At 66.6% G+C, this 22,025-nt stretch carries 16 protein-coding genes; 9 read left to right on the top strand and 7 right to left on the bottom strand.

Translation table 11 applies throughout. The features are described 5' to 3' along the window. Positions 1-112: 112 nt before the first annotated feature. The 3 genes from ACZZ0O_RS04175 to fabG all read left to right on the top strand — a co-directional run bounded on the left by ACZZ0O_RS04175 (position 113) and on the right by fabG (position 3,950). Positions 113-2,479, top strand: a complete 2,367-nt coding sequence (locus tag ACZZ0O_RS04175; RefSeq protein ID WP_463592297.1) for an MMPL family transporter — start codon at positions 113-115, stop codon at positions 2,477-2,479. Beyond that, positions 2,466-2,903, top strand: a complete 438-nt coding sequence (locus ACZZ0O_RS04170; protein WP_463592296.1) for a phosphotransferase — start codon at positions 2,466-2,468, stop codon at positions 2,901-2,903. The genes ACZZ0O_RS04175 and ACZZ0O_RS04170 overlap by 14 nt, the downstream gene beginning before the upstream one ends. Positions 2,904-3,212: 309 nt before the next feature. After that, positions 3,213-3,950, top strand: coding sequence for a 3-oxoacyl-ACP reductase FabG (fabG, locus tag ACZZ0O_RS04165; protein ID WP_115514233.1), 738 nt, complete (start codon positions 3,213-3,215; stop codon positions 3,948-3,950). On the opposite strand, the gene ACZZ0O_RS04160 is transcribed toward fabG, so the two are convergent. From ACZZ0O_RS04160 to ACZZ0O_RS04140, 5 genes are read right to left on the bottom strand one after another with little or no spacing between them, the layout of a single operon-like run. Beyond that, entirely contained in the window at positions 3,947-4,408 is a 462-nt protein-coding gene (locus ACZZ0O_RS04160) for a hypothetical protein (protein WP_463592295.1), read from the bottom strand. The genes fabG and ACZZ0O_RS04160 overlap by 4 nt on opposite strands. 26 nt (positions 4,409-4,434) lie before the next feature. After that, positions 4,435-6,057 (bottom strand): NAD(P)/FAD-dependent oxidoreductase, encoded by a 1,623-nt coding sequence (locus ACZZ0O_RS04155; RefSeq protein ID WP_463592294.1) that lies wholly within the window; start codon positions 6,055-6,057, stop codon positions 4,435-4,437. Beyond that, entirely contained in the window at positions 6,054-6,875 is an 822-nt protein-coding gene (locus ACZZ0O_RS04150; RefSeq protein ID WP_115529213.1) for a glycosyltransferase family 2 protein, read from the bottom strand. The genes ACZZ0O_RS04155 and ACZZ0O_RS04150 overlap by 4 nt, the downstream gene beginning before the upstream one ends. Next, positions 6,872-7,645 (bottom strand): beta-ketoacyl synthase chain length factor, encoded by a 774-nt coding sequence (locus ACZZ0O_RS04145; protein ID WP_463592293.1) that lies wholly within the window; start codon positions 7,643-7,645, stop codon positions 6,872-6,874. The genes ACZZ0O_RS04150 and ACZZ0O_RS04145 overlap by 4 nt, the downstream gene beginning before the upstream one ends. After that, on the bottom strand, positions 7,645-8,841 hold the full coding sequence (locus ACZZ0O_RS04140) for a beta-ketoacyl-[acyl-carrier-protein] synthase family protein (RefSeq protein WP_463592292.1): 1,197 nt from the start codon (positions 8,839-8,841) through the stop codon (positions 7,645-7,647). The genes ACZZ0O_RS04145 and ACZZ0O_RS04140 overlap by 1 nt, the downstream gene beginning before the upstream one ends. Before the next feature lie 217 nt (positions 8,842-9,058). Here ACZZ0O_RS04140 and ACZZ0O_RS04135 point away from each other — a divergent pair, with 217 nt between their 5' ends. From ACZZ0O_RS04135 to zwf, 5 genes are all read left to right on the top strand, one after another. Next, a complete protein-coding gene (locus tag ACZZ0O_RS04135; RefSeq protein WP_323523171.1) occupies positions 9,059-9,319 on the top strand; it encodes a YcgL domain-containing protein in 261 nt (86 codons plus the stop codon). Beyond that, a complete protein-coding gene (locus ACZZ0O_RS04130) occupies positions 9,312-12,632 on the top strand; it encodes an ankyrin repeat domain-containing protein (protein WP_463592291.1) in 3,321 nt (1,106 codons plus the stop codon). The genes ACZZ0O_RS04135 and ACZZ0O_RS04130 overlap by 8 nt, the downstream gene beginning before the upstream one ends. A gap of 26 nt (positions 12,633-12,658) precedes the next feature. Then, the gene (locus ACZZ0O_RS04125) at positions 12,659-12,988 is read left to right on the top strand and encodes a low molecular weight protein tyrosine phosphatase family protein (RefSeq protein ID WP_115514228.1); all 330 of its coding nucleotides are present in this window, start codon (positions 12,659-12,661) and stop codon (positions 12,986-12,988) included. Between the two features lie 63 nt (positions 12,989-13,051). After that, on the top strand, positions 13,052-14,851 hold the full coding sequence (locus ACZZ0O_RS04120) for a glycoside hydrolase family 15 protein (RefSeq protein WP_115563315.1): 1,800 nt from the start codon (positions 13,052-13,054) through the stop codon (positions 14,849-14,851). After that, positions 14,848-16,671 (top strand): glucose-6-phosphate dehydrogenase, encoded by a 1,824-nt coding sequence (gene zwf, locus ACZZ0O_RS04115; RefSeq protein ID WP_463592290.1) that lies wholly within the window; start codon positions 14,848-14,850, stop codon positions 16,669-16,671. The genes ACZZ0O_RS04120 and zwf overlap by 4 nt, the downstream gene beginning before the upstream one ends. 190 nt (positions 16,672-16,861) lie before the next feature. Here zwf and ACZZ0O_RS04110 read toward each other — a convergent pair whose 3' ends face one another. Beyond that, positions 16,862-18,673: a monovalent cation:proton antiporter-2 (CPA2) family protein gene (locus ACZZ0O_RS04110; protein ID WP_463592289.1), complete on the bottom strand. Its 1,812-nt coding sequence runs from the start codon at positions 18,671-18,673 to the stop codon at positions 16,862-16,864. 409 nt (positions 18,674-19,082) lie between these two features. Then, entirely contained in the window at positions 19,083-19,910 is an 828-nt protein-coding gene (locus tag ACZZ0O_RS04105) for a carbonic anhydrase (RefSeq protein ID WP_463592288.1), read from the bottom strand. A 573-nt stretch (positions 19,911-20,483) separates the two neighbouring features. Here ACZZ0O_RS04105 and mgtE point away from each other — a divergent pair. Next, positions 20,484-21,851, top strand: coding sequence for a magnesium transporter (mgtE, locus tag ACZZ0O_RS04100; protein ID WP_055847050.1), 1,368 nt, complete (start codon positions 20,484-20,486; stop codon positions 21,849-21,851). Positions 21,852-22,025: the final 174 nt, after the last annotated feature.

The following is a 22,025-nucleotide window of genomic DNA, read 5'->3' as shown; positions in this document are numbered from 1 at the left end:
TGCTGGTCGTTGTCAGAAACGCCAGAGCGGGTGCGCTCAACCGGATTGCCGAGTCACTGCGACCCGATGCCGTGCGTGGCTCGGACCTCATCCGTTGCAGTGAGGCGGTCGCATGTCGTTTGAATTGAACGCAAACCGCCGCATTGGGCTTGCCTTGCTGTGGCTGGCCTTGCTGGTAGTAGCCGGATTCTGGTTGAGCGAGACGCTCAAGGTCACTGGCGATCTTCGAAAGTTCATGCCCGCCCCGCGTACGCCTGCGCAAAAACTGCTGATCGAAGAACTCGGCGAAGGCCCGGGCTCGCGGCTGTTGCTGATGGCTTTGTCCAATAGCGACCCGGCTACCCTGGCCGAGCAATCGCAGCAACTGCACCAGGCATTGGCCGCGCAGCCGGCGCTGTTCGAGCTGGTCGGCAACGGCGGCACTGCGGGGTTGGAGGCGATTCCGGAGCGCTTGTTGCCGTATCGCTATCTGCTTAGCGATAGCTTCGATACCGCACCGCTGGACGCGGCGACGCTTGAAGCGGCGCTGCAGTCACGCGTGCAGGATCTGGGTTCGCCGGCAGCGGCGATGGTGGAGCCGCTGCTGCCGCGCGACCCGACGCTGGAAGTACTGCATCTGGCCGAGACCCTGCAGCCGGCGGCCGCACCGCAAACCCGCAACGGCGTGTGGTTCGATCGCGCCGGCACTTCGGCGCTGTTGATCGTGCAGACGCATGCGGCCGGCTTCGATCCCACCGGCCAGCAGCTGGCCTACGACGCCGTGCAGGCGGCGTTCGCCACAGTCAGTAAGGGCACCACGACGCAGCTGACCTTGACCGGCCCGGGCGCATTCGCGGTGGAGATCACCGCACGCACCCAGGGCGAATCGCAGTGGATCGGCACGCTGGATACGGTGGGTCTGGTGCTGTTGCTGATGATTGCCTACCGCAGCTGGAAGATCCCGGTGCTGGGCGTGTTGCCGCTGGCGAGCGCGGGGCTGGCCGGCCTGGGCGCGGTGGCGCTGGTGTTCGACGGCGTGCATGGCATCACCGTGGCATTCGGCTTCACCTTGATCGGCGTGGTGCAGGATTACCCGATCCACTTGTTCAGTCATCAACGCCCCGGCCTGGATCCGCGCGACAACGCGCGGCATTTGTGGCCGACGCTGGCGACCGGCGTGGTGTCCACCTGCATCGCGTATGTGACCTTCCTGTTCTCCGGTGTGGATGGTCTGCGCCAGCTGGCGGTGTTCACCATCGCCGGTCTGGCCACTGCGGCGGTGACCACGCGTTGGCTGTTGCCGTGGCTGATCGACCCGGCCCCGCGCGACTATGCCGACTCGCGCCTGTTGGCAACGCTGTGGCGCGGCATCGCGCGGCTGCCGCGGCCACGCATCAGCCTGGCGGTGATCGCGGTGATCGGCATTGCAGTGATCGTGTTCGCGCCCGGCCAGTTCTGGCAGAACGATCTATCCAAACTCACCCCGGTGCCGCCCAAGGCGTTGGCGCAGGACACCCACTTGCGTCAGGAGCTGGGCGCGCCCGATGTGCGGTATGTGCTCGCGCTGCCTGCCGCCAACGATGAAGCGGCGCTGCAGGCCAGCGAATCCCTGCGGCCGCGGCTGGATGCGCTGGTACGCGACGGCGCCCTGGCCGGCTACGACATGGCCGCGCGTTATCTGCCCAGTGCCAAGACCCAGCAGGCGCGTCAGGCGGGGTTGCCGGATGCAGCGCAGGCGCGCGCGCTGACCGAGCGCGCGGTGGCGGCCACACCATTCCGCAGCGATGCGTTCGCGCCATTCCTGCAGGATCTGGATGCCGCCAAGCGCGCGCCGCCGCTGCTGCCAAAGGATCTGACCGGCTCGCCGCTGGCCACCTCGGTGGGCGGCTTGATGCTGGGCCGCGGCGATCGCACGACCGCCCTGGTGTCGCTGACCGGCTTGCACGACCCGGCGGTGTTGGCTGCGGCGGTGCAGGGCAGCGGCGCGCAGTTGCTGGATCTGAAGGACGCGTCCGAATCGCTGGTGGCCGCCTACCGCGGCCGCGTGCTGGGCGCCCTGGGTGTGGCGGCGTTGTTGCTTGCGGTGACGGTGGCGATCGCGTTGCGCAGCCCGCGCCGTATCGTGCGTGTGCTGTTGCCGATGGCGCTGACCACCGTGTTGATTCTGGCGATCCTGCGCGGCATCGGGGTGGAGCTCAATCTGTTCCACTTGATCGCGCTGATTCTTGCCGCAGGCTTGGGCCTGGATTACGCCTTGTTCTTCGATCACGCCGGCGACGATCACGCCGATCAGCTGCGCACGCTGCATGCATTGATCGTCTGCAGCCTGATGACATTGCTGGTGTTCGCGCTACTGGCCGCCTCCAGCATCCCGGTGCTGCGCGCGATCGGCAGCACGGTGGCACTGGGCGTGTTGTTCAATTTCATCCTCGCGTTGCTGGTGTCGCGCGAACCGGCACTGGAGCGCACACGCAATGGAGAATCGCATGCAGGGACGTGACGCAATCGCCGCCTTGATCCCGCATCAGGGCAGCATGTGCCTGTGGGACGAGGTGGTGACCTGGGATGCGCAGCGGATTGTGGTGCGCAGTCATGCGCATTGCAGCGACATGCATCCGCTGCGTGCCGATGGACGTCTGCGCGCGCTGCATCTGTGCGAATACGGCGCGCAGGCCATGGCCGTGCATGGCGGCCTGCTGGGGCGCGCGTCCGGCAAGCCGGTGCGCCCGGGCATGCTGGTTGCGCTGCGTGCGGTGGAATTGCATGTGACGCATCTGGAGGCCCTGCGCGATGCCATCGAGTGCGAAGCGCAGGTGCTGATGCAGGGCGAGGACAGCCAGCAATACAGTTTCCGTCTGACCCATCAGGCGCAGCTGCTCGCCGAAGGCCGTGCCACGGTGATGCTGGGCGCCGCGCAGGCGTAGTGCGGCCGACAGACAACCCATCGATTGCGCGCATCGCCATGCGGGCGCGGCCGGTGCTCGGTGCGGCGTGGCACGCGTGCATTCCGGTTCCGAGCGCGTCGTCGTCATCTGACGATTGCTCGCTACGTGTTGTCGCAGCGCTTGGCGGCCATGCCCTTGGTAGCGGCGCACATGCGTGCGCTGCGGCGGCCCGATGATGCGTATTGCGCGCGATGCCTGCGGCGATGGACGCGGCAGGTTGTTCCTGCGCTGGCTGCGAATCGCTAGGATGGGGGCTTCCTGCTGCCAGCTGGTTTTGACGAGACGTCCATGAGCACATCCATTCCACAGCGTCGTGCGTTGGTCACCGGCGGCAGCGGCGATCTTGGCGGTGCGATCTGTCGCCATCTGGCGGCGCAGGGGCGGCACGTGATCGTGCATGCCAATCGCAATCTGGCGCGTGCGCAAGAGGTGGTTGCCGCCATCGTGGCCGACGGCGGTAGCGCCGAAGCGGTGGCCTTCGATGTGGCCGATGCGCAGGCCAGCGGCGCGGCGCTGGAGAACTTATTGGCGTCCGGCCCGATCCAGATCGTGGTCAACAACGCCGGCATCCACGACGACGCGCCGATGGCGGGCATGAACGCCGAGCAGTGGCATCGGGTGATCGATGTGTCGCTGCACGGTTTTTTCAATGTCACCCAACCCTTGTTGTTGCCGATGGCGCGCACGCGCTGGGGCCGCATCGTCAGCGTGTCGTCGGTGTCGGCAGTGCTGGGCAATCGCGGGCAGACCAATTACGCCGCAGCCAAGGCGGCATTGCATGGCGCGACCAAATCGTTGTCGCGCGAGATGGCCAGCCGCGGCATCGCCGTGAATGTGGTGGCGCCGGGCGTGATCGAAAGCGACATGGTCGGCGAAAATTTCGCGCCCGAGGTGATCAAACAACTGGTGCCTGCGGGGCGCGTCGGCAAACCCGACGAGGTCGCCGCGCTGGTCGCCTTCCTGTGCTCGGAATCTGCCGGTTACATCAATGGCCAGATCATCGGCATCAATGGTGGTATGGGCTAGACCGCATCGAAGTTGATGTAGCGGCATTCGCCATGCATCACGGATGCCTTGGTAATAAGCACCTCGTCCCCGGCACGACTAAGCGTATGGATGTATTCCAATTGCCCTGAGGAAGTCTTGAGGAATGTGTAGACCTCGGCAGTCTTGCCTGGATAAACAACCAGCACGGACACCGAGCTAGTGCCTCGACTCAGAAGCATGACCTGTGCTCCTTCCTCACGAGCTGACACTATCTCCTTGCGTACATCTACATAGATCAGGTCGTAATCATCCCCGTGCTTTGACAGCTTCGTCAGACCCCCCGTGATCTTTTCATCGTTCCAGCCACTGTCTTTTGCCGTGATGATGCCTGTTTCGGCGTAATAGCCCTTGCCTGAAGGATTTGAGCACGCGGCAATTTCCTCCGCGTGCGTTGGCGCACTAAGTGCAAGCAGGGTCACGAAGTAGGCAATTTTCATCCGCGCATCTCTACACGTAGTAAAACTTACGCCGCGTCCGCGTACCACGTCGCCGTCAGGATCGGGTCGCCGCTGGCGTTGGCGGTCAGTGCGTCCAGCCCGTGGTCCGGTAGGTAGGGGTGCCGGTGGCGCGCCTGCTGCAGGATCTCGCGTGCCAGCACCGCCATCTGCGCCACGTTGGTGTGGATGCGTGCGGCAAACGCGTCGTCGTCCAGGGTGTCGTGCAAGGCGCCATTGAGCTCGTTGAACCAGCCGATCAGATACTGGTCCAGCAGACGGCCATCGCTGGTAGCGATGCCTTGAGCAGTGTTGTGCACGCCCCAGTCGTGCAGCACGCGCTGCATGGCCAGGTTCATGTCGCGCGCATAAAAGAAGTCGGCTTTCATGCGCGACAACAGGCTCAGGTCGGCGATGCGTCCGGAACAGAACAGCGGCGCCAGCAACGACCAGTAGTAGGTGTAATCCCAGATCACCTTGACCGGCATGACCTGCTCGTCGCCGAACAGCGCGTACTGATCCTGATACAGGGTCAGGGTGTTTTCGTAGAACGAGAAATACAGTTGCTCATACAGCTCGGTATACGGGCTGAGCGACCTGCCGGCGCGATCGCGGCCGATCAGTTCGCAGATATAGGTATTGGAGATGGCGATGAAGTCGCTGCCCGGCGAATAGAACGGGTCCAGGAACACCCCCGCCTCGCCGGTGAGCGCCCAGCGCTGCGACGAGAACACCTGTTTGCAGCCATACGAAAAATTGCGCAGGAACAGAAAGTCCTGCAAGCGGTAGTCGGCCTTGTCCAATGAGGCGGCGACCTGCGGTTGATGCAGACGCAGCCAGTCCATGGCTTTTTCGTGCGTGTTCATGGTCTCCAGCGGGTGCATCTGCGCATCGCACACGATGCCCAACGAATGCGCGCCGGACGACAGCGGGATCAGCCAAAACCAGTAACCGGGCCCACACATGTGATTGGTGGAACGCCAGCGATCCGGTGGCGTGCAGCGCTGCAGCCAGCTGCTGTCCTGCGACCAGCCGTTCGGGTCGATCAGGCCTTCTACGCGCCACCACACCGCATTGGCATTGTGCGCGTTGTCCTGTGCCAGGCCCAGCTTGCGCTTGAGCAGCCCGGCGCGGCCACTGGCATCGACCACCCAACGCGCGCTCAGCGTGCCCTGCTCGCCGGCATGCTCGTAGCGCACCGCATGGTCGGTCTCGTCCTCGGACAGATCCACGCCCTTGACGCTGCAGTTGTCCAGGAACGCGATGCCCTGCGCGCGGGCGCGCTCACCGAGGAAATTTTCGAAGCGGCCGCGGTCGATCTGCCACGACGGTGTCGGCAGGATCTGGCTGACGCCCAGCTCGGTGCAGCGGTCGATGTCTTCGCGTTTGTCGGAGAAGAAAAAGCGAAAACCGAACTTGCGGATCTGCTCGGTCTCCAGATGCTCGCGCAGGCCCAGCACGTCGGCAAAATAATGCGCGCCGATCTCCACCGTGGATTCACCCACCTTGAACGCGGCCTCGCGCACCGGGTGCGCACGGCGCTCCAGCACGGTGATCGCAAGCTCCGGATCGCGTTGCTTCAATTGCAGGGCCAGGCTCAGGCCGGCCAGACCACCACCGGTGATGACGACATCGCGACGCTGTGCATTCATGGGGACGGGTTGCTCTTGGTAGCCGCGGGCACAGTAGCAAATTCGCCGTCGACATCGTCAATGATCACCGGGTTGGCGCGTACGTTGCGGTACTCGCGCCAGATGTGCCCGTAGGTCCAGGCCTGCACGACCACGTGCGAGGTGATGTTCCACAGGTCGCGCACCAGCCGGAAATGGCTCTTGCGGAAGGTGCCCGGCGCGCTGCCCGCGTAGCGGGTTTCGATCGGCACCGCGACCACCCGTGCGCCGGCCTGGCGTGCGGCGGAAATCAGCAGCTGCGCCTCGAACACGAAGCCTTCGCCGGACACGTTGGGCAGGGTGAACACCGAGGCCGGATACAGCCGTTGGCCGCTCTGGCTGTCCACCAGTTGAAAACCGCAGGCCCAGGCGATGCCCCAGTCGCCGAAGTCGTTGCCGATCCGGCGGATGGTGGGCTGGGTGGCGCGCTTGCGCATGCGCGCGCCGACGATCACGCAGCCGGGGTGGCGGTTGGCTGCGGCCAGCAGGCGCGGGAAATCGGCGGCCTTGTGTTGGCCATCGCCGTCCATGGTCATCACCGCGCGCATGCCCATCTGCTGCGCCTGCGCAAAGCCGCTGCGCAACGCGGCGCCCTTGCCCATGCGCTGCGGATGGCGGATCAGGCGCACCGGCAGGTCGGCGATGCAATCGGCGGTGCCATCGTCGGAACCGTCGTCGATCACGATCACATGCGAGCAGTAGGTCAACGCATCGGTGACCACTTCGCGGATACGCAATGCCTCGTTCAAGGCCGGCACCAGAATCGCGGTGTCCTCGCGGGTCAGCGGTACCCGGCTCATCGCTGCAGCTCCACACGCAGCACCCGGCCATGGCCGGCATACAAGGCGGCGCTGTCGCCGTGTCCGGCCAGCAGCACGAACAGCGGCAGCATCGGCGCCATCGCATTGGCGGCGACATGGCGCGCCAACGCGCCGTCAGCGGGAGACGGCGCGCCATCGTCCAGCCACGCCTGCAGCTGCGGCTTGCCGGCCTGGCCAGCGCTGCCCAGCACCAGCGCGCCACCAAGCAGGCCCTGGCTGGGCGAGATGCGCCCAAGCGGCCCCACCGAGCGCGCGTCGTAGCCGGCCAGCAGCACTGCATCGACGCCGGCGGTGAGTTGCACCAATGCTTCCAGCAGGCCTTGCGCGAAACTGGCGTCGTGGGCGCTGATCGCCGTGGCCGGGGTCATCGCGCCGGCACCGATGGTCCAGTAGCCGGCCGCGGCGTTGTGCACCGAGTTGTGGAACTTGGTCGGCGAGATCGCCAGCGGGTCGCTGGCCAGCGTGGTGCACATGTAATCGGTGATGGCCAGATCGCCGTGCGTGGAGGTGAACACCGACGGCAAGCTGGCAGGGTCGCGGCCGGCGGCGGTGCAGGCCGCCAGTGCGGCTTCGAGCGACACCGCCACCGTATCCGGCGCGCGGCGGCGCTCGTTGGCAGCCAGCAGCTGCGGCGCCGGACGTGCGGGCGTCTCCTGCAGCGGGCCGCCCTGCATGAAGGCATGTGCGGCCTCCCAGTTGGGCAAGCCTTGGGTCCAGAAGCCGATCCCTTCGATGGTGGCAGTCAGCATCAGCGTGCCCGCCCGAACAGCAGCGAACAGTTGTTGCCGCCAAAACCGAAGGAGTTGTTCATTGCGTAATCGATCCGGGAATGGGCGTTGTCGAAGCGGATCTGCGGGCCGCAGGCGGGGTCGGGTACTTCGCTGTTGAGCGTGCCCGGCAGCACGCCGTCGCGCAGCGCCAGCAGGGCGATCACCGATTCGACGATGCCGGCCGCGCCCAGGGTGTGGCCGGTCCAGGCCTTGGTCGAGCTGGCGTGCAAGGTGTCGGGGAAGATCGCCGCCACCGCTGCCGCTTCCACGCTGTCATTGGCCGGCGTGGCGGTGCCATGCAGGTTCAGATAGCCCACCGCTGCCGCATCCAGGCCGGCGCGTTCGAGCGCGCCGCGCATCGCCAGCTGCGCGCCCAGGCCCTGCGGATGCGGGGCGGACATGTGGTGCGCATCGCTGGATTCGCCATAGCCGTACAGCCACAACGTCGCCTCCGGAGCGGCGGCGGTGCGTTCGACCAGCGCAAAGCCACCGGCTTCGCCCAGGCTCAGACCGACCCGGCGCGCGTCGAACGGCTGGCACGGTTCGGGGGCGACCACCTGTAGCGAGTTGAAGCCGAACAGCACACTGCCGCACAAGGTGTCCACGCCGCCCACCAGGGCCGCGTCGATCACCCCGGCCTCGATCAGCCGCGCCGCCTGGGCAAACACCTTGGCACTGGACGAACAGGCGGTGGCCACGGTCACGCTGGGGCCGCGCAGGCCGGTGGCGTGCTGGACGAAGTCGCCCAACGAATGCGGGGTGTGCACGATCGGGCGGTCCAGATCGTCCGGAAACCGCGCGCCATCGGCGTCCTCTACCAATCGCGTATACGCCTCTTCGCTGGCGCCGATGCTGGAGGTGGAGGTGCCGATGATCACCGCCACGCGCTCGGCGCCGTAGCGCTGCGCGGCGGCCTGCACGGCGTCGGCCATGCCGTCCTGCTGCAGGGCCAGCCAGGCCAGCCGGTTGTTACGACAGTCCCAGCCTTGCAGCGCAGCGGGCAGGACCACCTCTTCCACGCCGTCGACGCGGCCGATCCAGCATGGCAGCGGTTGTGGCCCGAAATCGTTGTAACGCAGGCCGCTGCGGCGCGACTGCAGCGCGGCGGCCTGGGCCGCGAGCCCGGCGCCGAGCGCGGTGGTGGAGGTGTAGGCGGTGACGGCGACCGGGGCCATCTGGGACGAATGCTGCGCTTGGCTCACGATGGTCTGGCTGGCAAAAAGTGCTCGCAGTATATCGGTGGCGTACGCCAGCCCCGTCGATGGCGCAACTGAACGCGCCGGTCATGTCGCTGACGTGGCTGGGATTTTTCGCAGCGGCCGCGCTTTCGCCGTCGCCGCAATTGGGACACAATCCTGCGACCCACCGCTCTACGAGCGCGATCACGCGCGCATGCACGCCTACGTCTATAAAAGCCAACGCAAGCAGGACACCTTCGTCTACCTCGCCAAGCGTGACGATTTCTCCGGTCTTCCCGCTGCCGTGCACGCGCCGTTGGCGCCATTCGCATTCGTGCTGGAGGTGGTGTTGACGCCTGAGCGCCGCCTGGCGCAGGCCGACGTGGTGACCGTGCGCGAAGCGCTCGCCAAGCACGGCTTCTACCTGCAACTGCCCAAGACGGTGGTGCTGGCGGGCGAGTGCGACTATGACTGAGCCGCAGCGTGCCGCGCGATTGCGCGCCGCAGCGCTGGCAGGTGCAGCCGGCGTGGTGTTGGCCCTGCTCGGTGGCCTTGGCGGCGCCGTTGCCGCAGTGAGCCTGTGGCTGGCGCAGCCGGCCTTTGCATTGGCAGTGTCGTGGGCGCGTGGCACCCGCACGCTGGCGACGCAGCCGCGCGCCATCGCACAGGCGCTGCCGCCGTTGCTGGCGATCTGGGGTGTGGGCCTGCTCGCCTTGGCGGCATTGATCAGCTGGCCGCTGACCGCGCTGCGCGATAGCGGCAGTCTGGCCGCCGCCTTGGCCTTGAGCGTGGCCGTCAGCGCCGCCTTGCTGGGACTGTGGCGCACCTGGCCGTTGTGGGGCGAAGTGGAACGCGACGGTGGCGCGCTGGCGCCACGCTGGCACGCCCTGGCCACGCAGGAACTGCATGCCTGGCGCGGTCTGCTGGCCGCCGCATTGGTGTTGGCGGTGTGCACCCTGGTGGTGGCGCTGGCCTGGCCGGGTTGGTTGTCCGGCGGTCTGCGCTGGGGTCTGGCGATTGCCGCCAGCGCGCTGCTGCCCGCCGCCCATCTGCTGTTGCAACGCACCGCCGCACCGGCGCGCAGCGATGCGCCGGTGGCCCGGCAGGCTGCCGATTTCTTCTCCGAGGCGGCCGCCGAACCGCGCCCGCTGGAGCCGGTCGCCCAGCATCAACTGGTGCCCGAACTGTTCGAAGCCGCACGTAGCGGCCGGGTGGATCGCGCGCTGCAATTGCTGGAGGCCGGCGCCGACCCGCAGGCGATGCCGCTGCCGGAGTGGCGCGACCAACGCAGCCTGCCCGCGCTGGCAGCGGTGCTGCCGGATCTGCGTCTGCTGCGCGAACTGATCGTGCGCCGCGTGGACGTCAACCAGCCGCATCGCGGCATGACGCCGTTGCTGGCCGCCACCCGCGACAGCTGGCATGGCCGCCCGGATGCGGTGATGACGCTGCTGGCCAACGGTGCCGACCCGCGCTCCACCGACAACGACGGCAATACGCCGCTGCATCACGCGGTGCGCAGTTCCGACCCCGGCGTGGCCGCATTGCTGCGCGATGCCGCCGCCGACCTGGACGCGCTCAATAACGAAGGTCACTCGCCGCTGGCGATGGCGTGCCAGGTCGGCAATTGGCGGCTGGCGAAATTTCTGCTGGAACGCGGCGCCCATTCCGAACCGGACGGTGGCGCGCCGGTGTTGCTGGCCGCCGCCGGCACCGAAGAAGACGACCCGGCCGGCGTGCAGCTGCTGCTCAAGCACAAGGCGCGCGTGGATGCGCGCGACCGCCAGCGGCGCAGTGCCCTGCACGAAGCCGCACTGGCCGGTCACGGCGACATCGTCGAAGCGCTGTTGTCGGCCGGCGCCAATCTGGAAGCGCGCGATCTGCTCGGCCGCACGCCGTGGCTGGATGCCGCGCGTCAGGCGCGCAGCGCGGTGCTCGAACGCCTGGTCGCCCGCAAGGCCGATGTGCTGGCCATCGACGGCGACGGCCGCAACGCGGTGATGCTGGCCTGCGCCGCCGACAGCGTGTCGCCGGCGCTGATCCGCCGCCTGCTCGATCTGCAGGTGCCTGCCGACAGCGTCGATGTGCATGGCCGTCGCGCCGTGGACGTGGCAGCCGAAGCCGGGCGTTGGGCGATCGTGCAATTGCTCGACCCCAACTATCCCTTGCCGGCCGCCGTCAGCGATGCGCATGGCGATACCCCCGGCGTGGCGGTGCTGCCCGATCGCCCGCCGCTGGTGTTGCTGCGCGAGGGCCTGCAGTTCGGCCAACGCGATGGCCTGGACGCGCTGGCGCGACTGTGCGGCCCGGACGAACTCGGTGGCCTGCTGCACGACGCGCATCTGGCGCTCAACGCCGATGCGGTGGACTGGCTGCTGCGTCACGGCGCCGATGCCGAAGTGCGCGATGCCTGCGGCGACGTGCCGATGTTTGCGCTGCTCTCGCGTGGCGTGGAGGCGGTGCCGGCGCTGCAGGTGCTGCTGCGTCACGGCGTGTCGCCGGCCGGTGCAGGTGGCCTGACCCGGCTGCTCAGCGCCTGCGTGCAGCACGATGCGGCATCGCGCGGGCTGGAACAGTTCGCAGTGGAATTGCTTGAACGCGGCGCCGACCCGTTTGCGCCGTCGGCAGCCGGCGACCCGCCGTTGTCGCTGGCCGTGCGGCTGGGCTGGCTGCGCCTGCAGCAGTGGTTGCTGGAACACGGCGTGGACCGCGAAGCGCGCGACAGCCACGGCATGACCGCGCTGCATCTGGCCACTGCGCTGGGCCGCGATGCCTCGCTGAAATTGCTGGTCAAGCAGGGCGCCTCGCCGGAAGCACGCGCTGCCGACGGGCAGACCCCGCTGGGCGTGGCGCTGTCGATCGGCCGGCGCGATCTGGCCGACTGGCTGGACTGGCGGATCTGGTCGCTGCCACGCCGTACGCTGCGCGAAGCGGACGTGCCCGCGGCCGCGATGACTGGCGATACCGATGCGGTGCGACGCCTGATCGACCTCGGCCTGCCGGTGGATGCTGTCGATGCCCAAGGCTGCACCGCGCTGCTGCGTGCGGCCGGTGGCGGCCACCTTGGCGTGGTCGCACACCTGCTCGGCCGCGGTGCTGACCCGCAGCGCGCAGCCAACAGCGGCGCCACGCCGTTGTCGGCCGCGGTGAGCATGCGCCAGACCGATATCGTCGCCGCTTTGCTGCAGGCCGGTGCGCAGATCGAACATCGCCTGCCCGGTGGCGTGACCGTGCTGATGCTGGCTTGCGCACTCGGCTTGCCGGACATCGTGGCGCGTCTGCTCACGGCCGCAGCCAACGTGCACGCCACCGACGATCAAGGGCTGGCACCGCTGCATTGCGCGGCGCTGTACGGTTTCACCGCGCGCGACACCACCCGCCTGCTGGCGCTGCTGGACACCTTGCTGCTGGCCGGTGCCGACCCGGACGCGCTCGCCGGTGGGCGGGTCAGCCCGCTGCTGCTGCTGCTGGGTGCGCGCGCCGAACCGGGCACCGCCTGCGACGAAAAGGTGGTGCTGGCCGGGGTCGAACGTCTGCTCGACGAAGACGTCTCGCTGGATGTGGCCGATCAACGCGGCTTCGGCCCGCTGCATCTGGCCGCACTGCATGGCTTGCCGCTGCTGGTACAGCGCCTGCTGCGCGCCGGTGCCGATGCCGACCGTCGCGATGCGCTCAACCGCACCCCGCGCGAGATCGCCATCATGCGCGGCTTCATCGATGTGGCCGGCCAGTTCGAACCCGCGTTGCCGGGCGTCTCTTCGATGGCGCGCTTCCTGCGCGAAGGCCGCTGAGCCAGCGCGGCGGCACACCGCTGCGGGTGCTGTTCGTATGCAGCCGCAACCGCCTGCGCAGCCCCACCGCCGAGCGCGTGTTTGCCGACTGGCCGGGCGTGCAGACCCAATCGGCCGGGCTGGCAGCGGACGCCGAGGTGCAGGTCACGCCCGAATTGCTGCAGGAGTCCGACCTGGTGCTGGTGATGGAGCGCCGCCACCTGCAGTTGCTGCGCAAACGCTTCGCCGCGCATCTGCGCCATTGCCGCGTGGTGTCGTTGCAGATTCCCGACGACTACACCTATATGGATCCGGCACTGATCCGTCGGCTGGAACACACGGTGCCACCGTTGCTGCGTTTGCCCGCGTATTCGTAACCCGATCCCGACACCGCGCATGTAAGACTGCGGATTCTTTCGCTGGAAGGAAACGCCCACACGATGAGCGTGCGTATCGAGGACCACGCCATGCTGGGCAACTGCCACAGCGCGGCCCTGGTCGACCATCGCGGCACCATCGACTGGCTGTGTCTGCCACGCTTCGATTCCGATGCGGTCTTCGCATCGCTGCTGGGCGACGAGCAACACGGGCAATGGGCGTTGTCGCCCGCCGCCGCATTCCGCAGCGAACGCGCTTACGAAGACGACAGTCTGGTGCTGTGCACGCGCATGAGCACCGACACCGGCACGGTGGAACTGGTCGACTTCATGGTCGCCAGCGACAAAGACGACAGCCACCAGCATCTGGTGCGCATCGTGCGCTGCGTGCAGGGCGAGATGCCCATGCATATGCGCCTGACGTTCCGTTTCAACTACGGCCGCACGGTGCCGTGGGTGACCGGCATCGACGGCGGCATTCGCGCGATCGCCGGCCCCGACCAGCTCGCGTTGCGCTCGCCGCAGGAACTGCATGGCGAAGACCTGGGCACCGAAGCCGACTTCACGTTGCGCGAAGGCGAAAGCACCTGGTTTTTGCTCAGTCACGGCGCCTCGCATCAGCCCACGCCGCCGGCGATCGATCCGGAGCAGGCGCTGCAACGCACGACCGCGTTCTGGCATGGCTGGGCACGTCGCTGCACCGATGTCGGCCCGTGGACCAAGCAGGTGCGTCGCTCTCTGGTGGTGTTGAAAGGGCTCAGCTATCTGCCCACTGGCGGTATTGTGGCTGCGCCCACCGCCTCGTTGCCCGAGCATCTGGGCGGCACGCGCAACTGGGATTACCGCTACTGCTGGTTGCGCGATTCGGTGTTTACGCTGATCGCGTTGCTGCAAGCCGGCTATCGCGATGAGGCCGCGGCGTTTCGCGACTGGGTCCAACGCACCATCGCCGGGTCGCCGGATCAGTTGCAGGCGCTGTACGGCATCGGCGGCGAGCGCCGATTGCAGGAATGGGAAGCGCACTGGCTGCCCGGCTACGAAAATTCCGTTCCGGTGCGCATCGGTAACGGTGCGGTGGATCAATTTCAGCTCGATGTGTACGGCGAGCTGATCGGCGCCTTTCATTACGCACGCGAAAAAGGCGTGGCGCCGCCTGCCGATGACGATGGGTCGTCGGCGTCGTTGCTGGAAAAGATTCTCGACACGCTGGAAACCCTGTGGCGCCAACCGGACGAAGGCATCTGGGAAATCCGCGATGAGCGCCGCCATTTCGTGCATTCCAAAGTGATGGCGTGGCTGGCATTCGATTGCGGCAGCCGCGATGGCATTACCAATGCCGATGCCGACAAGCGCGCGCACTGGGGCCGGCTCGCTGAAGAGATCCGCGCCGAAGTACTGGAAAAAGGCGTGCATCCAGATGGCCACTTCGTGCAGAGCTACGGCTCCGATCGTCTGGATGCATCGCTGTTGCTGATTCCTATCGTCGGCTTTCTGCCGCCGGACGATCCGCGCATCGCCGCAACCGCCGATGCGATCGCGCGCGAGCTCACCATCGATGGCCTGGTCGAACGCTATCGCGCCGACGACAGCGCCGATGGCCTGCCGGCGGGCGAGGGCACCTTCCTGGCCTGTAGTTTCTGGCTGGTGGAAAACTTTGCGTTGATCGGTCGCACCGATGAGGCGCGCGCATTGCTCGAGCGTTTGCTCGGGCTGTGCAACGACGTGGGCCTGCTCGCAGAAGAATACGACCCGCGCGGCAAACGCATGCTTGGCAACTTCCCGCAAGGGTATTCCCACGTGGCCCTGGTCAATGCGGCATTGCGCCTGCACGGACGCATGGGCGAAAAGGAAACACATCCATGAACGAACAAGCCACAACCCCGCCGTGCATCATCGTGGTCTTTGGCGCCCGCGGCGATCTGACCAAGCGGTTGGTCATGCCGGCGCTGTACAACCTGCGCCGCGCCGGTGCATTGGGCGAGGAATTCGCCATCGTCGGCATGGACCATGGCGACATCAGCGAACGCGCGTGGCGCAGCAACATGGGGCAGTCGATGACGCAGCTGCTGAGCAGCCGCGACGCCGAATTCCAGACCGACGAATTCGACACCGACACCTGGGACTGGCTGCGCGAGCGCATGCATTACCTGCGCGGCGACTTTACCGACCTTGGCGCGTATCAGGCGCTGGACGGCGTGCTGGAGAAACTGCACAAGCGCTACGGCACGCAAGGCAATGTGCTGTTCTATCTCGCCACCGCCGCGCGCTTTTTCGAGCCGGTGTTGTTGAATCTCGGCGAAGCCGGCCTGGTCAAGCAGCGCGAGAATCAGGGCTGGCGCCGCGTCATCGTGGAAAAACCGTTCGGCCACGATCTGCCCAGCGCCAAGCATCTCAATGCCACCGTGGCCAAGGTGCTGCATGAGGATCAGGTGTTCCGCATCGATCATTTCCTGGGCAAGGAAACCGTGCAGAACATTCTTGCGTTCCGTTTTGCTAATGGTTTGTTCGAGCCGGTGTGGAACCGCGACCGCATCGATCACGTGCAGATCACCGCCGCCGAAACCATCGGTGTGGAAGGGCGCGGGCGCTTCTACGATCCCACAGGCTGCTTGCGCGACATGGTGCCCAATCACCTGTTCCAGTTGCTGGCGATGATTGCGATGGAACCGCCGGCCGCATTCACCACCGAGGCAATGCATCGCCGCCGCGCCGAAGTGATCGAAGCCGTGCGCCCGATCAAGCCGGAAGACGTGGTGCGTGGCCAATACGCGTCCGGCGCGGTCAATCGCAGTGCCGTGCCCGGCTATCGCGAAGAAGACACCGTGCCGGACGACTCGGAAACCGAAACCTATGTGGCGATGAAGCTGCAGGTCGATACCTGGCGCTGGGCCGGCGTGCCGTTTTATTTGCGCACCGGCAAGCGTCTGCGCGAGCGCACCACCGAGATCGCCATCCGCTTCAAACCCGCGCCGCTGGCACCGTTTCGCAGCACCGAGGTCGGCGGCTATGGCCCCGACTGGCTGGTGCTGCATATCCAACCTGATGAAGGCATTTCGTTGCAGTTCGACGTCAAGCGCCCGGGCGCGCAGGTGGCACTGGCGCCGGTGCGCATGGACTTTCGCTACCGCGACTGGTTTCCCAAGGAATACACCGTGGGTTACGAGCGTCTGCTGCAGGACTGCATGAACGGCGAAGCCGGTCTGTTCCAGGACGCGGCGATGGTGGAAGGTGCGTGGCGCATCGTGCAGCCGATCCTGGATGCCTGGAAACAACCGGCCAGCGACTTCCCCAACTACGCCGCCGGCAGCGCCGGCCCCTCGGCCGCCGACGCGCTACTGGCCATGAACGGCGGACACGCCTGGCGCGCACTCACCCCAGGCCGCAAACCGCCGCCGCGCCGCCCGCCGGAAGTGCGTGCGGGTGCTGCAACGCCGGTGAAGAAAGCCGCCAAGGAGGCCGCGAAAAAGACGAGCAAGGCGCCAGCCAAACGCGCATCTGCATCTTCAACAAAACCCGTGCGGGCGACCGAAGCAGCGTCTGCCAAGCCTGCAAAGAAGATGCCAGCCAAGCGCGTGAGCAAGCAGGTGCCGAAGGCCGCGAAAACCGTCAGCAAGGCGGCGGTCAGTGAGGTTGCAGCGAAGAAGTCGGCTGGCAAAACTGCAGCGCGCAAACCGCGCGGCTGAGCAAAGCGATCGACATACAGCCGCTGCAGTCATGCAGCGGCTGTGTGCGTCGTCAACATGCAACATAAGAAACATGCAACATAAGAATTGCCGCAGTCGTGTGCGGAGTACGCCCACACGATCTCGCGCGAGGCGCGCTACGGGATTGCCGGTAACGCCTCGTCGCGCGCAGGCACGCTCCTACACAAGCTCAACGATCGGGCGTCGTCGGTGCGGGCTCAGCATCCACATCCGCCTTGACGTCGGCTTCGAACAGGCGCATCAGGTCTTCGCGCGCATCGCGCGAGGTCTGCAGCACTTTGGCTTCGTCGTCGTAGACCAGGTGTTGCGCACGCATCAGGTCTTCGTCGTGCTTGCGGAAGCGCTCGATGTGTTCGCGCGCGAGCGCATCGCCCACGCCGAGCGAGGTCAGCACGCGTCCACCCAGTTCCAGGCTGGAGGCGAATACCTCGCGGAATGGTTCGGCGCCCAGGTCCATCAGTTTCCAGGCGTGTTGGCGGTTGCGCGCGCGCGCCAGCACGGTGGCCTGCGGGTACAGGCGGCGGATCAGCCGCACCGTCTTGATGTTGGTTTCCGGGTCGTCCACCGCAATCACGAACACCTTGATGCGGTCGGCGCCGGCGGCGCGTAGCAGGTCCGGCCGGGTCGGGTCGCCGTAATACAGTTCGCCGCCGAAGCGACGGATATCCTCCACCGTGTCGGGGTTGTGCTCCAGCGCCACAAACGGCACATGGCGCGAGGTAAGCAGGCGGGCCACCACCTGGCCAAAACGGCCCACGCCGGCGATCAGCACCTGCGGCGACTGCGCATCGATGGTGTCGAAGGGCCGCTCGGACTTGGGCACCTGCACCCGCAATGGTCCGTTGAGCAGGCGCTGCATACCGAGCAGCAACAGCGGCGTCAGGGCCATCGAGACGCCGACGATGGCCACCAGGCGATCGTGATTGGCCGGATCCAGCAGGCCGACGCGATCGGCCTCGTTGAACACCACAAACGCGAATTCGCCGCCCAGCCACAACACGCTGCCCAGCATCAGGCTGCTACGTAGCGGCAGCTTGGCGACGCTGCCGATACCGACCAGCAGCGAGAACTTCACCACCAGCAAGATCGCCACGCCGGCGGCGATCAACCCCGGTTCGGCGACCACGCGATTGAGGTCGATGCCCATGCCCACCGAAATGAAGAACAAGCCCAGCAGCAAGCCTTCGAACGGTTCGATCTGCGATTCGAGTTCGTGGCGGAATTCCGAATCGGCCAGCAGCACGCCGGCGATGAAGGCCCCCAGGCTGGCGCTCAGCCCGGCTTCCTGCATGATCCAGGCGGTACCCAGCACCACCAGCAACGCGCTGGCGGTAAACACCTCCGGCATGCGGGTGCGCGCCACTACGTTGAACAGATAGCGCAATACAAAGCGCCCGCACAGGATCACCAGCGCCAATGCGGCCATCGCCTTGGCCACATCGGGCCAGGCGAGAGTGGCGTTCTTGCTGCCACCGAGCAGCGGGATGGCGGCCAGCAACGGGATCGCGATCAGATCCTGAAACAGCAGGATGGCGAAGGCCAGTCGCCCGTAATCGCTGCCCAGCGCCTTGCGTTCGGCCAGCAGCTGCAGGCCCACCGCAGTGGACGACAACGCCAGCGCCACGCCGACGATGAGCGATGTTTTCCAGCCCAGGTTCCCCAGCATCAGCAGGCCGCCCAGGATCATGGCCGTCACCACCACCTGGGTGGCGCCGGCGCCGAACACCGAATGGCGCATTACCTTCAGGCGGGCCGGCGACAGCTCCAGGCCGATCACGAATAGCAGCATCACCACGCCGATCTCGGCCGCGCCGCTGATGCGCTCGGCATCCTGCACTACGCCCACACCATCCGGGCCCAGCACCACGCCGGCGACCAGATAGGCCAGCACCGCGCCAAGGCCAAAGCGCTTGAACACCGGTACCGCCACGATGGCGGCCAGCATCAGGACCAGAGCCAGTTCCAGGCCACCGCTATGCATGCACGTTCTCCGTTGAGGTGCGCATTATGCCGCCCGCAGCAGCCGGCCAGCTTGCACCAACGTGCCGGAGTCGCCACCAATGCGTACCGCATGTCACGCACGGTGCGGTGCTGTGACATGCGGCAGCGCCATGCAACCGGCCACGCCGGTACCCGCGGCCAAGCGGCGACCGCAGCGTCCAGCATCCGTCAGGCGGAGCTGGTGTGCTGGACGCGCTGAGATCGCACTCTCGAAGCGAATAAGACCCCCGCTACTGCGCCTGCGATAGCAGGACGCCAAGCAGCCTGCGCAGGGCCACTGCGCAGCCGCCAGCGGCGCGCGGCCGGTGCGCTGTGCGGCATGCACGACGCATCTCATTGCGCCATGCATTCCCGCCGTGTAGCCGCGCGCTGCGTTCGGTTGGCCGCGCTCAGTGGCTCTTGAGCAGGAAGCGTCGATCCAGCGGCTGCAGCGGCCGGGCGTTGAATGGGTAGACACGCTCGAAGGCGTTGATCTGTTCCTCGGACACCTGCACCGGCTGCTCGAGCACCACCCAGTCCACCGTTTCGCTGCACGGCGGGGTGGTCAGCGAGCCTTCGTAGCGATAGAAGCGGCGTTGCTGCTTGGGCGGAAGGAAATCGCTGGCCCGCACCGAGGCGTTGGCGACCTGACGGGTCTGGTTCTTGTCTTTGGGCATGGCATCCAGCACCCGCTGGAAGGCAGGATTGGCCTTGCCGGTTTCGAAGAAGATCGCCAGCACGCCCAGGGTTCCATCCGGGCCCTGGTGCACGATGTGCGCCTCCATCGGGAAGCGCCGGCCGTTCAACAGGTGCTCGCTCGGGTGATGGAAGTGCAACTGCAACGCGGTGTACTGCTTGCCGCCGATCAGCATGGTGCCGCCGTCATGCAACTCCAGCTGGATGGAATGACCGGTGTTGCGCACCGCCAGCGGCACGGCGCTGTAGTCCAGCTCCAGCTTGCCCAGGTTGGCGTCGAGCGCGCCTTTCAGATCGATCGGGCTGTTCTGTTGGCCGTTGCCGCACAGCACGTTTTCCTTGGCCAGTTCGGCCCAATGCTCGGCGCCCTCCGGACCGGTATAGCCCCACTCATGTCCGACGTGTTGGGGGGTCTCGTGCGCCTCCACGGGGGGAGTTGCAGGCAGGGTGGTTTGCGCCATGCCGACCGTGACCCAGCTCGCGGCGGCACACAGGCACACCGGGCGGAGACGGCGTAACAAAAACGACATAGAAGACGGCATTGGTGATTCCTGAGCAGCGACGGGAGCGGAGGGACGCGATGGCGCGCGCCCTTCCACGAAGATGTGCGGTGGGTTGGCTGTGCCAAGAAGCGGACTGTACCTATTGCTGTGCTGGACACCACAGGTTTGCGACGGCCGGTGGATTCGCTCCGACCAGCACGACCTCTTGGCGCGGCTGGGCGCATCGCGGCGACAGATGTGCAGGCGAATGCCGGCACCCCGCGCGGAGGTGCCACGACGATGGCACCTCCGCGCACTCGCCTCTTGCGCAGCGTCAGTCGCGCGTTGTCGACGGGGTGAGCGGCATGGCGTGCGCCAGCGACGTGCAGTGCAGGCTCGGCATGCTGGACGCCCGGTGAAGCGGGGCGGCTGCGAAGGATTGACCAAGCGAGCGCAGGCGCGCAGACTGCGCCGCGCCGCCGCCCGGATCACCGGTCGGTGCGCACCTTTCGGAGCCTTTACTCATGTCCAGCGACAGTCACCCTAGACCCGGGTCGATGACCCAGCTGGCGCGCGCCTGAGGCTCAGGTTCGCCGGCTGTCATCGACGACGGTCGTCACCAGGCGAACCACCATGTACAACGAAACCCTGCGCCTTGCCCAAGGCGTCGATGCCTTGATCGCACCCCTGGCCGAGCTCAACACGGCCGATGCGGTGGAATATCTCAACACGCTCGATCGCGACGATGCGGCACACGTGCTGGCCGCGTTGCCGCCGCCGCGTGCGGTGAAGTTGCTCGAACAACCGGAGCTGCGCGATGCCAGCGCACTGGTCGCCCTGCTGCCGGCCGAGCAGGCCGCATCGCTGCTCGGGCAGATGGCCGACGACCGCGCCACCGATATCTTCCACGGCCTGGATGCCGAGCAGCGCCAGCCGCTGCTGTGGTTGCTCAGTGCCGAAGCGCGGCTGTCGATCCAGGCGCTGATGCGCTACCCGCCCAACACCGCCGGTGCGCTGATGACCACCGAATTCGTGGCGGTGTCGTCCGACTGGACAGTGGGCCGCACCTTGCAGCACATCCGCGAAGTGGAGCGCAGCCGCGAGACCGTTTACGCCATCTATCTGCTCGACCCGCAGACCCGCGTGCTGCAGCAGGTGGTCACCATGCGCCGGCTTATCACCGGCGCGCCGGAGGCACCGATCCTGGAGGTGGCGCAGGTCAATCCGCCGGTCACCGTGGACCCGGCACTGGACCAGGAAGAAGTGGCGCGCCTGATCCGCCGCCACGACCTGCTCGCGATCCCGGTGGTGGATGCGCGCGGGCATGTGCTGGGCATCGTCACCGTGGACGATGTGCTCGACGCATTGATCGCCGAATCCACCGAAGACGTGCACAAGTTCGGCGGCATGGAGGCGCTGGACAAGCCCTACATGCACATTGGGTTTGGCCAGATGATCAAGAAGCGCGCCGGTTGGTTGAGCGTGCTGTTTCTGGGCGAAATGCTCACCGCCAGCGCCATGCAGCACTTCGAGGACGAGTTGTCCAAGGCGGTGGTGCTGACCTTGTTCATTCCGTTGATCATGAGCTCGGGCGGCAACTCCGGTTCGCAGGCCACTTCGCTGCTGATCCGTTCGCTGGCGCTGCGCGAAATCCGACTGGGTGACTGGTGGAAAGTGGCGCTGCGCGAGCTGCCCACCGGGCTGACCCTGGGCGCGATTCTGGGCGTGCTGGCGATCGTGCGCATCGCCATCTGGCAAACCGCCGGCCTGTACGACTATGGCCCGCACTGGCAGATGGTGGCGTTGACCATCGGTGCGGCGCTGATCGGCATCGTCACCTTCGGCTCGCTGTCCGGTTCGATGCTGCCATTCGTGCTGCAACGCTTCGGCTTCGACCCGGCCAGCGCCTCGGCACCGTTCGTGGCCACGCTGGTGGATGTCACCGGGCTGGTGATCTATTTCAGCATTGCCGCGGCGATCTTGAGCGGCACGTTGTTGTAAGACAGGGCGATACAGGCCTGGCGAGCAGTCGCCAGGCCTGTCTCTATGTGGGACGTGTCTAGGTTGACCGAGAGGGTGATGTCTGCGCGCTGCGCGCACGGATATCGATGACTTCGTCCCTGGCGCATCAGATCAGCAGCATGGCGGATCGCCGAATGTGGCAACGCCTGTAGC

Source organism: Xanthomonas sp. AC360 (assembly GCF_979258225.1).
This window is presented reverse-complemented; position numbering and strand designations above follow the sequence as displayed.

Excerpts from the sequence above, each read along its gene's own strand:
- ACZZ0O_RS04175 (WP_463592297.1), top strand. The coding sequence starts at position 113 with ATGTCGTTTGAATTGAACGCAAACCGCCGCATTGGGCTTGCCTTGCTG.
- ACZZ0O_RS04170 (WP_463592296.1), top strand. The coding sequence starts at position 2,466 with ATGCAGGGACGTGACGCAATCGCCGCCTTGATCCCGCATCAGGGCAGC.
- fabG (WP_115514233.1), top strand. The coding sequence starts at position 3,213 with ATGAGCACATCCATTCCACAGCGTCGTGCGTTGGTCACCGGCGGCAGC.
- ACZZ0O_RS04160 (WP_463592295.1), bottom strand. The coding sequence starts at position 4,408 with ATGAAAATTGCCTACTTCGTGACCCTGCTTGCACTTAGTGCGCCAACG.
- ACZZ0O_RS04155 (WP_463592294.1), bottom strand. The coding sequence starts at position 6,057 with ATGAATGCACAGCGTCGCGATGTCGTCATCACCGGTGGTGGTCTGGCC.
- ACZZ0O_RS04150 (WP_115529213.1), bottom strand. The coding sequence starts at position 6,875 with ATGAGCCGGGTACCGCTGACCCGCGAGGACACCGCGATTCTGGTGCCG.
- ACZZ0O_RS04145 (WP_463592293.1), bottom strand. The coding sequence starts at position 7,645 with ATGCTGACTGCCACCATCGAAGGGATCGGCTTCTGGACCCAAGGCTTG.
- ACZZ0O_RS04140 (WP_463592292.1), bottom strand. The coding sequence starts at position 8,841 with ATGGCCCCGGTCGCCGTCACCGCCTACACCTCCACCACCGCGCTCGGC.
- ACZZ0O_RS04135 (WP_323523171.1), top strand. The coding sequence starts at position 9,059 with ATGCACGCCTACGTCTATAAAAGCCAACGCAAGCAGGACACCTTCGTC.
- ACZZ0O_RS04130 (WP_463592291.1), top strand. The coding sequence starts at position 9,312 with ATGACTGAGCCGCAGCGTGCCGCGCGATTGCGCGCCGCAGCGCTGGCA.
- ACZZ0O_RS04120 (WP_115563315.1), top strand. The coding sequence starts at position 13,052 with ATGAGCGTGCGTATCGAGGACCACGCCATGCTGGGCAACTGCCACAGC.
- zwf (WP_463592290.1), top strand. The coding sequence starts at position 14,848 with ATGAACGAACAAGCCACAACCCCGCCGTGCATCATCGTGGTCTTTGGC.
- ACZZ0O_RS04110 (WP_463592289.1), bottom strand. The coding sequence starts at position 18,673 with ATGCATAGCGGTGGCCTGGAACTGGCTCTGGTCCTGATGCTGGCCGCC.
- ACZZ0O_RS04105 (WP_463592288.1), bottom strand. The coding sequence starts at position 19,910 with ATGCCGTCTTCTATGTCGTTTTTGTTACGCCGTCTCCGCCCGGTGTGC.
- mgtE (WP_055847050.1), top strand. The coding sequence starts at position 20,484 with ATGTACAACGAAACCCTGCGCCTTGCCCAAGGCGTCGATGCCTTGATC.